Raw genomic sequence first — 8,815 nt, 5'->3', positions numbered from 1 at the left:
CCGCCTCCGAACGCCTCGTCGACGGGGCCGGCCGCCGTGGCGCGGACCGCGGGCCCGGCGCGTCGCCCGGCGCTGACGATCGCCGTCGGGCCGACCGCCCCGGCGACGCGTCTCGTCCCGGTCCCCGCAGTCCCGGCTCCGCCCGTTCCCGCGGCCGTTCCGGGGGCTGCCCCCGCCGCTGTCGAGGGGCGGCCGGCGACGGCGGCGCCGCCCGCCGCCGTCACGCCTCGGCGACCGACGGCGGCACGGCCGACGACCCCGGCACCGCCGACGACGGCCCCGGCACCGACGACGGCCCCGGCACCGACGACGGCCCCGGCACCGACGACGACCCCGGCACCGACGACGACCCCGGCACCGACGACGACCCCGGCACCGACGACGACCCCGGCACCGCCGACGACGACCCCCGCACCGACGACCGAGTCGACCGCGCCGACCACGTCCTCGCCCGCCCCGGCCACCACCGAGACGTACCCGTCGTCCCCGGTCCCGCCGGCGGCGACCACGCCGACCACCGGCACGGCGCCCTGACCCGGCGCGCGTCCGCACGCCGGGCCGGACGCCCGACCGGCCCGGCTACCAGGTGACGAGCAGCTTGCGCACGCCGTAGTTCGTGCCGTGCACGTCCATCGGGACCTGCTCGGGCTCGACGGCGAGGCGCATGTCCGGGAAGCGCCGCAGCAGCTCGGGCAGGATCGTGCGCAGCTCGGTGCGCGCGATGTTCTGGCCCGGGCCCCCGGCACCGAACCGAGTCCGGGAGGACTCATGCACATCACCATCGACGAGGACCGACGGTGGCCGAGACGCTCCGCCGGGAGGGCTTCGACGGCCCCATCTCGCTGATGCTCTGCGCTGATCCCGTTCGGATGGGACGTCGGCGGTCCTCCGCCGGAGCGTCCGTCACCCGTCGCCGACCTCCGTTCGTCCACCACTGCAGGGCGTCCGACCCGGAGCCTGCAGGTCGGCGACCTGCTCGAACTGCCACTGATGAGCCGGCCGGCGCACGAGATGCACGGGTGCCTCCGGTAGTCGTGGCGCCCCCTCCACGCCGCGCGCGATCACGACGACGCGGTCGTCGGCCGCGGTGTAGACCGTCGCGGCGGCCAGGGCGCCGCACTCCTGGCCGAGCGCGGTACGGAGCCAGTCGACCAGGGCATCGACCGCGCCCTCGACGCAACGGACCTCCCACATCGTGGTGTCCGGCCCCGTCGATCGTTCGGCGCTCATCGGCGCACGAGCGGCGGCACGGCGGGCACCGGCGGCGCGGCATCGATGTCGGCCCGGGTCATACGGAACTCCGGCGGGTAATGCTCGGGGCTCGTCCGCCGGGCCGGCTCCGTCGAGCGCCATGTGTACAGGCAACGCTCGCACTGGTGCACCGTCCACACGCCCTCGACGGGGCTGGCGGCCACCTGCTCGATGCCGGTGTGCTCGCAGCGGGGGCAACTCATGATCTTCTCCGTTTCCTCGGGCACGGCGTTCACCGTGCCGCCAGCATCCGGGTCAGCTTGGCCACCCAGTGGGGCGTCTCGGGCAGGTCCCGCACGGGCTGGCTGAAGTGGCCGCGGTCGTCGGGGATCACGGGGGTGGTCGCGTCGATGACGACCTTGTCGCTCACGCCTGCGGGCGACGAGCTCGGATCGAGGGCGACCACGGACATGTTGGGGAGCTGCACGAGGTCGCCGGCGGCGTTGAACTTCGAGGACAGCGCCCACATGACCTGCGGGAGGTTGAAGGGATCGACGTCCTCGTCCACCATGATCACCATCTTCACGTAGCCGAGCCCGTGCGGCGTGGTCATGGCCCGCACCCCCACCGCCTTGGCGAACCCGCCGTACCGCTTCTTCGTCGAGATGATGGCGAGCAGACCGTGGGTGTACATGGCGTTCACCGCCTGCACCTCCGGGAAGTCGGCCTTCAGCTGCTTGTACATCGGCACGCAGGTCGCCGGCCCGATGAGGTAGTCGACCTCGGTCCACGGCATACCGAGGTAGAGCGACTCGTACACGGGTGCGGTCCGGTACGACACCTTGTCGATCCGGACGACCGGCATGCTGTGGCCCCCGGAGTAGTGGCCGGTGAACTCGCCGAACGGGCCTTCCAGCTCGCGCTTGCGTCCCTCGATCACACCCTCGAGGACGACCTCGGAACCCCACGGGACGTCGAAGCCGGTGAGCGGTGCGGTCGCGACGGGGTAGGGCGACTGCCGGATCGCTCCCGCCATCTCGTACTCGGACTGGTCGTACCGCAGCGGGGTCGACGCCATGAGCGTGATGATCGGATCGTTGCCGAGCGTGATCGCGATCGGCAGGTCCTCGCCCTGCTCCTCGGCCATGCGCAGGTGCAGGGCCACGTCGTGCACGGGCACTGGCTGGATGCCCAACCGGCGCTTGCCCTTGACCTGCATCCGGTAGATGCCGACGTTCTGCTTGTCGAAGTCCTCGGGCTCGTCGGGATCGCGGGAGACCACGGCGGCCTTGTCGAGGTAGAAGCCGGCGTCGCCGTCGTTCAGCCGGAACAGCGGCAGGAGGTCGAAGAGGTTGATGTCGTCGCCCTCGACGGAGTTCTCGCGCCACGGCGCGTCCTCGCGGCGTTCGGGAGCGACGGGAAAGTCGTCCCAGCGCCGGATGAACTCCGCGACCTGGTCCTTCGTCGAGGTGAGCGGGTCCATGCCCATCGCGATGGCGTGGTTCGCCCACGAGCCCAGGGTGTTGAGCGCGACGCGCGCGTCGGTGAATCCCGCCACGTTGTCGAAGTAGAGGCCCGGAGCGTTCTCGCCGATGCGTCCTGCTGCGTTCGCGGCGGCGGCCAGGTCGGGTTCGGCCTGTACCTCCTCGGTGATGCGCAGCAGTTGCCCGTGGCTGTCGAGGGCGTCGAGGAACGAACGCAGATCGTCGAACGGCACGAGACTCCTCCTTTCAGTGGTCTGTCGAGGTCGGTGCGGAGGCGCCGTTGCGGGCGGCCGCGAGGCCTGCCCAGGGCTTGGCGCCGGTGTAGGGGAGGTCGAACTGGTCGAGCACCCGGGCGACGATGTGGTCGACGACGTCGTCGATCGTGTGCGGGTGGTTGTAGAAGGCCGGCATGGGCGGCACGATGCGCACTCCCATCCGGGCGAGGGCGAGCATGTTGTCGAGATGGATCTCGCTCAACGGCGTCTCGCGCGGCACCAGGACCAGACGGCGGTGCTCCTTGAGCACGACGTCCGCCGCGCGGCCCAGCAGGCCGTCGGCGAACCCGGAGCGGATGCCGGCGAGCGTCTTCATGCTGCAGGGGACGATGATCATGCCGTCGGTGCGGAACGATCCGGAGCTGATGGTCGCCGCCTGGTCCCCGGGACCGTGCACGACGTCCGCGAGCGCCTCGACGTCATGGACGCCGAGGTCGGTCTCGAGCTTGAGGGTCGTGCGCGCCCACCTGGACATCACCAGATGCGTCTCGACCTCGGGGATGCCCCTCAGTGCGCGCAGCACGGCGACGCCCAGAGGTGCGCCGGTGGCGCCGGACATGCCCACGATCAGTCGCACGGTCGCCGCCCTCTCGTTCGTATACGAACAATCTTTGCTGACTGTACACTTGTTCGTGTACGAACGACAGCGGAGGTGGAGCACGGTGTTCGACGATCAGCTCTTCCACGTGATGCGGGTGGTGTTCCAGGAACACACCGCGCGCTGGAGCGCGGCCTTGCCCGGGCTCACGAAGCCACAGTTCGCGGTGCTCTCCGCCATCGCGGCGTCTCCCGGCATCGAGCAGGGCGCCCTCACCGTCGCGGCCGCGAGCTCGAAGGCCACTCTCGCGGAGATGCTGGGCCGGCTCGAGGCCCGCGGCCTGCTCACCCGCAGCGTGGACCCAGGCGACTCCCGGCGCCGTTTCGTCTCGCTGACGGACGAGGGGCGGAACGTGGTGGCCCGGGCCGAGCCGGTCGCGGACCGGATCCGCGACTCGATGCTGAGCGAGCTGTCGGTCGAGGAGCGGGCGACGCTGCTGGATCTGCTGAGGCGCATCCGGTCGTAGCGGTTTCGAGCCCTGGTCGTGGTCGTGCACCACGTGCGACGAGTCCTGTCACCGGCCTGCCGGCAACGGGACTCGTCGAGCCGATCTCCCACCGGTGACGTCAGGTCGTCTTCCTCCTGAGGTGTCGATTGCTCTTGGGTTCCCGCGCCGACGTCTCGTCCTCGATCTGCCGGATCACCTCGCGCTTGGCCTCGGCCAGCGCTCTTTCCAGGTGCATGTCGGCGGCGCGCGCCACCAGCGGTGGGAACCCGGGGAGGTCCACCCGCAGAGTGACGTGCTGCTCCTTGCCGCCTCGGTCCTTCACCGCGACCTTCACCGACACCTGGTCGGGGTTCCAGCGGGCAAGGTGCGACCCGAGGGCCGACAGCGCCTTCAGCATCCAGGGCCGATCCTCGTCCCGGAACCCGGCGCCGAGGCGCAGCACCTCCTGCAGGACTTCGGGTCGCCGATCCTGGGTCTCGCTCACCGCTGGCCTCGTCTCTCCTGGGTCTGGCCGGATCGCAGTACCCGGCCCCCATGACCAACATGCCTCGAAGGGCCTGGCGCGCTGATGCGCGGCCATGGAGCGGGAGAAGAAGCGCAGGCTGAACGCGAGGGCGTCGACGCCGCGCTGGTCGAGCGCGACCCACTGCACCGCCACCGGCATCGCAGGCCGAACGGGGCGCCGCCTTTTCGGCCCGTCGGGAGGACGCCGCGGCCCCCGGTGGCTGCGATCGTCCTCGGGACGGCGGAGAGGATCACCTGGCGGCACACCGCCCGTCCGGTCCGGTCGGCGCCATCGCGGCGGCGGCGTTGTGCCGGCAGGCCCAGGGCTGCTGGTACCGCTCCGCCGGGTGGCCGCCGAGCGCGAGGCCGGCGGGACGACTACCGGGAGGGCCGCATGACAGAGGCCATCGAGTGGGTCACCTACCGGGGTGCGCCCCTCTATGACGAGGACGGCAACCTCCTCGGCACCATCGAGGAGTTCTTCATCGAGGCTGACGACGCACCGCCCGCCTGGGTCGTCGTCGTCAACGAAGCGGACGACGCGGACGACGCGACGCGGTCGTACGTCCCCCTGCGGGATGCCCGCCGCGCCCAGGACGACAAGGGCATGCAGGTCTCCGTCAGCGGCGACACGGTCCGCGCCGCGCCCGGTGCACAGGGTGGCGGTGATCTCTCGGGCGAGGAGGAGCGCCGGCTGTACGAGCACTACGGGCAGACCTACCCGGGCGGCGAGAGCACGGGCGAGGACGCTTCGGACAAGAGCGGCGGCGAGTCGCGCAAGCCCGGCCTCCTCCGGCGCCTGTTCGGCCGCGATCGCAGCTGACTCGGCCGCGCGGCCCGCCCGTGCAGCGGGTCGGGTGGAGCAGGTCTCCGCGCTCGTCTGGGGCACCCCTCCCCGGTCGCCACGACGGCCGGGCTGGAGGGAGCGCCATGGACGGTCCACACGACGTGGGAGCCGGATGAACTTCGGGCCGGTCGTCGTCGCGCCGCACGAACCCGTTCACTGCAGGCTCAGGTCCCGGCCCACTGCCGCTGGACCCGTCCCGGGTCGGCCCCGACCCGGGAGCGCACGAACGGCTCCAGGCCGCAGGCGAACGGATCTCGCCCCTGCTCACGGCCGAGCGCGTCGTCGCCCGGCCGGCCTGCATCCGGCGGGCCACATCTGACGGCCTGCCGGTCATCGGCGCGCTGCCGGGCGTCGAGGGCGCCCATCTCGACGGCGCGCACGGTGTCTGGGGCATGCTCAACGCTCCGGCGACCGGGGAGGCGGTCGCCGAGCTCGTCGTCGACGGGGAGGCCCGGAGCACGGAGCCGGCGCCCTTCGACCCGGCCCGGTTCCCGCCGATGGACCCCGCGCTGCTGCGCACCCGGCCCGCGTCCGCGTCGCAGGGCGGTCGGGCAGGTCGTTTCCCCAGCTGAGCACGGATGCCGCCGGAGCCCCAGATCGACGAGACGACCGGGGGTTCTCCAGGACGTGCGCGAACCGGCCTCACTGCCCTGCCCCCGTGCCCCGCCGGCAAACGTGATCCTTTCCGTGGGATGGAGCGGAAGGACCCGGGCAACTCAGCGGTTGAAGGGTCACGTACAGCACGCGATCGCAGGAGGTTCGACCCGTCGTGACCCGTCCGCTCTCCGCCGACAGCCCGCTGCTCCAGCCGATCACCGTCGGCGCCTGGCAGCTGCCCAACCGCATCTGGATGGCGCCGCTCACGCGTAACCGCGCCGACGACGACGGCACCCCGAACGCCCTGCAGGTGGAGTACTACGCGCAGCGCGCCGGCGCCGGCCTCATCGTCAGCGAGGGCAGCCAGCCCTCCGCGCTCGGCCAGGGCTACCCGAACACCCCGGGTGTGCACACCGATGCCCAGCAGGAGGGGTGGAAGCGCGTCGCCGACGCCGTGCACGCCGAGGGCGGCACGATCGTCACCCAGCTCATGCACGCTGGCCGCATCTCGCACCCGGACACCCTCGGTGGGCAGACCCCCGTCGCGCCGTCCGCGGTCCAGGCCGCCGGCGAGGTGTTCACCGTGAACGGCCAGCAGGCCTTCCCGACCCCGCGTGAGCTGGCCACCGACGAGCTGCCCGGTGTCGCGCAGCAGTACGCCGACGCCGCCCGCCGCGCCGTCGCCGCCGGGATCGACGGCATCGAGCTGCACGCCGCCAACGGCTACCTGCTCCACCAGTTCCTGGCCGACGGGGTCAACGGCCGCACCGACAACTACGGCGGCTCGCCCGAGAACCGTGCGCGGTTCGTCGTCGAGGTCGCGAAGGCCGCCGCCGACGCGATCGGCGCCGACCGGGTCGGCGTCCGCATCTCGCCGGCGCACCCGTTCAACGACGTCACCGAGGACGACGTCAGCGTCTACGAGACGCTGGTGACCCGGCTCGACGAGCTCGGCCTCGCCTATCTCCACGTCCTCGCCGAGGCCGACGACCCGATCGTCGCGAAGCTGCGCTCGGTGTGGACGCGGACCCTCGTGCTCAACACCGGCTTCGGCACCGAGTCCGACCGGGACCAGCTCGAGGACCTGATCGGCTCCGGTGCGGTCGACGCCGTCACGGTCGGCCGGAAGTTCATCGCGAACCCGGACCTCGTCCAGCGGTGGACCGACGACGCCGAGCTCAACGCCCCGGACGAGGGGTCCTTCTACGGCGGCGGCGCCGAGGGCTACACGGACTACCCGGTCCTGCACTGACAGTGCGCAGCGGCGACCGCGTCACCTCCGGGTGGCGCGGCCGTCCCGCGTCCGGGCCGGTTCAGAGCCCGATCACCTCGAACGCCTCCGCACCCGGCAGTCGCGCCGCGGGAGGCCGATCATCGCCGTGCTTCGGCCATCGCCAGGAGCACCGCGGACTCCGCGTGTCGCAGCCGGTCGCGCTCCCGGGCACGCTCGAAGGCGTCGGCGAGCGAGCCGTCGACGTACGACTCGGGCACGCGGGGATTCACGTAGCTCTTGCGGCACACCGCGCGGGTGTTGTTGAGCCGGCCCGCAGCCGCGTCGAGCGCGGCGATGATCTTGCGCTTGGCGTCGGTCGCGGACCGCGGTGGGCCGAGCCCGACGAGCACCTCCGCGGCGGTCACGGATCCACCCCACGTTCGGAAGTCCTTGGCCGTGAACACCGCCTCGGTGATCGCCCGGAGATAGGCGTTCACCTCGGCGGACCCGACGTCGACGATCCGGCCGTCGTCGTCGACGTAGGAGAACAGCTCCTGACCGGGCAGCTCGTGGCAGGCGTGCACGACCGACGCCAGCCGCGCGTCGCTCAGCCGGACCCGCTGCTCCTTGCCCGACTTCGCGCGGAACTCGAACCGCACCGTCGCCGGGTCCTCGATCGTGACGTGCTCATGGCGCAGCGTGGTCAGCCCGAACGACTGGTTCTCCCGCGCGTACTGCTCGTTGCCGATCCGGACCAGGGTCTCGTCCATCAGCCGGACGACCGCGCCGAGCACCTTGTCCCGCGGCAGGCCGCGCAGCTCGAGATCGGCGTCGATCCGCCGGCGCACGCCGGGGAGCGCCTCGCCGAACTCGACCATCCGGTGGTACTTCGTGGCATCACGCACCTCGCGCCAGCGCGGGTGGTAGCGGTACTGCTTGCGCCCGCGGGAGTCGCGGCCGGTGGCGAGGATGTGGCCTCGCGGCGTGGGGCTGATCCACACCCCTCTCCACGCCGGGGGGATTCCGATCGCGTCGATCCACGCCCGGTCCTCGGGCTCGATGAACGCCGTGCCGTCGGGCCGGCGGTACACCCACCCGTCCGCTCCGCGCTCGCGCGTGATGCCCGGCACCGCGTCGTTGACGTACTCCAGCCCCGCGGCCTCCGCCACGGCCGGGGATTCCGTCACCGCAGTCGCCTCCGATCGACGGCCGCGCCAGGGTCCCCCGCGGCCATGGCTTCGCACCCGGTGCCGGGGCGACCGGGGAGCGAACGAGCACCCGCACGGCGCGCTACCGACAGCCACGCGGCGTGAGGCGCCGTCCGAGTACCCGGCCGACGCGGCGCAACACCTCGCCGCCGCGGGGCAGGACCACGATCGCCTTCGCGATCGTCGAAGGCCCGCGCCGGCGGCCGCCGCAGGGGCGTGCACCCGTCGCGGGCGGGTGATCGGCGCCTGTCGGCGCCGGCTCCGCCCCGCGGTCAGTCCTGGCGTTCGGCCGTCTTCTTCGGCGGTCTCGATCCCACATGGTCGAAGAGGACGTTGAGCGTTATCGCGACGACGGCGGTGACGACGATCCCGCTGCCGAGCACCATCTGCAGCTCTTCCGGGAAGCTCTGGAAGAACGTCGGCTGAGCCGCGGGGATGCTGCCTGCACCG

Annotated in this window: 12 protein-coding genes and 1 pseudogene; 5 read left to right on the top strand and 8 right to left on the bottom strand. The window is 72.2% G+C overall.

Going from position 1 to position 8,815, the window contains the following annotated elements:
* The 6 genes from JWP64_RS00910 to JWP64_RS00885 form a co-directional block, all read right to left on the bottom strand.
* Positions 1-524, bottom strand: a 524-nt coding sequence (locus JWP64_RS00910; protein WP_297491038.1) for a hypothetical protein, incomplete at its 3' end; no start/stop codon positions are given.
* 55 nt (positions 525-579) lie between these two features.
* Positions 580-774 carry a hypothetical protein gene (locus JWP64_RS00905; RefSeq protein WP_297491035.1) on the bottom strand — a complete coding sequence of 65 codons (195 nt, stop codon included), beginning with the start codon at positions 772-774 and terminating at the stop codon, positions 580-582.
* 129 nt (positions 775-903) lie between these two features.
* Positions 904-1,230, bottom strand: a complete 327-nt coding sequence (locus JWP64_RS00900; protein ID WP_297491033.1) for a hypothetical protein — start codon at positions 1,228-1,230, stop codon at positions 904-906.
* Positions 1,227-1,487: a non-oxidative hydroxyarylic acid decarboxylases subunit D gene (locus JWP64_RS00895; RefSeq protein WP_297491030.1), complete on the bottom strand. Its 261-nt coding sequence runs from the start codon at positions 1,485-1,487 to the stop codon at positions 1,227-1,229. Before JWP64_RS00895 ends, JWP64_RS00900 begins: the two co-directional genes overlap by 4 nt.
* Positions 1,484-2,908 (bottom strand): non-oxidative hydroxyarylic acid decarboxylases subunit C, encoded by a 1,425-nt coding sequence (locus tag JWP64_RS00890; protein WP_297491027.1) that lies wholly within the window; start codon positions 2,906-2,908, stop codon positions 1,484-1,486. Before JWP64_RS00890 ends, JWP64_RS00895 begins: the two co-directional genes overlap by 4 nt.
* 13 nt (positions 2,909-2,921) lie before the next feature.
* Entirely contained in the window at positions 2,922-3,527 is a 606-nt protein-coding gene (locus tag JWP64_RS00885; protein ID WP_297491024.1) for a non-oxidative hydroxyarylic acid decarboxylases subunit B, read from the bottom strand.
* 85 nt (positions 3,528-3,612) lie between these two features.
* Here JWP64_RS00885 and JWP64_RS00880 point away from each other — a divergent pair, with 85 nt between their 5' ends.
* Positions 3,613-4,014 (top strand): MarR family transcriptional regulator, encoded by a 402-nt coding sequence (locus JWP64_RS00880; RefSeq protein ID WP_297491021.1) that lies wholly within the window; start codon positions 3,613-3,615, stop codon positions 4,012-4,014.
* A gap of 100 nt (positions 4,015-4,114) precedes the next feature.
* Here the strand turns inward: JWP64_RS00880 and JWP64_RS00875 are convergent, their stop codons facing one another.
* Complete coding sequence (locus JWP64_RS00875; protein ID WP_297491018.1) at positions 4,115-4,654, bottom strand: hypothetical protein; 540 nt, start codon at positions 4,652-4,654, stop codon at positions 4,115-4,117.
* A 240-nt stretch (positions 4,655-4,894) separates the two neighbouring features.
* Here JWP64_RS00875 and JWP64_RS00870 point away from each other — a divergent pair, with 240 nt between their 5' ends.
* The 4 genes and pseudogenes from JWP64_RS00870 (at position 4,895) to JWP64_RS00855 (ending at position 7,196) form a co-directional block, all read left to right on the top strand.
* On the top strand, positions 4,895-5,323 hold the full coding sequence (locus JWP64_RS00870) for a hypothetical protein (RefSeq protein WP_297491015.1): 429 nt from the start codon (positions 4,895-4,897) through the stop codon (positions 5,321-5,323).
* Between the two features lie 203 nt (positions 5,324-5,526).
* Positions 5,527-5,721: pseudogene (locus JWP64_RS31305) on the top strand (hypothetical protein); the annotation flags it as partial.
* Positions 5,722-5,739: 18 nt separating this feature from the next.
* Positions 5,740-5,919, top strand: coding sequence for a hypothetical protein (locus JWP64_RS00860; RefSeq protein ID WP_297491010.1), 180 nt, complete (start codon positions 5,740-5,742; stop codon positions 5,917-5,919).
* A gap of 197 nt (positions 5,920-6,116) precedes the next feature.
* Positions 6,117-7,196: an alkene reductase gene (locus JWP64_RS00855; RefSeq protein ID WP_297491008.1), complete on the top strand. Its 1,080-nt coding sequence runs from the start codon at positions 6,117-6,119 to the stop codon at positions 7,194-7,196.
* A gap of 119 nt (positions 7,197-7,315) precedes the next feature.
* Here the strand turns inward: JWP64_RS00855 and JWP64_RS00850 are convergent, their stop codons facing one another.
* Complete coding sequence (locus JWP64_RS00850) at positions 7,316-8,344, bottom strand: DNA topoisomerase IB (protein WP_297491005.1); 1,029 nt, start codon at positions 8,342-8,344, stop codon at positions 7,316-7,318.
* Positions 8,345-8,815 lie beyond the last annotated feature (471 nt).

This window comes from Pseudonocardia sp. (assembly GCF_025465255.1).
In the GTDB taxonomy this organism is placed as follows: domain Bacteria; phylum Actinomycetota; class Actinomycetes; order Mycobacteriales; family Pseudonocardiaceae; genus Pseudonocardia.
The sequence above is the reverse complement of the archived record's forward strand: the minus strand, read 5'-3'. Positions and strand labels throughout refer to the sequence as shown.

What these genes read in the sequence shown, in the direction of transcription:
- JWP64_RS00900 (WP_297491033.1), bottom strand. Translation starts at nt 1,230, where the DNA reads ATGAGCGCCGAACGATCGACGGGGCCGGACACCACGATGTGGGAGGTC.
- JWP64_RS00870 (WP_297491015.1), top strand. Translation starts at nt 4,895, where the DNA reads ATGACAGAGGCCATCGAGTGGGTCACCTACCGGGGTGCGCCCCTCTAT.
- JWP64_RS00860 (WP_297491010.1), top strand. Translation starts at nt 5,740, where the DNA reads ATGCTCAACGCTCCGGCGACCGGGGAGGCGGTCGCCGAGCTCGTCGTC.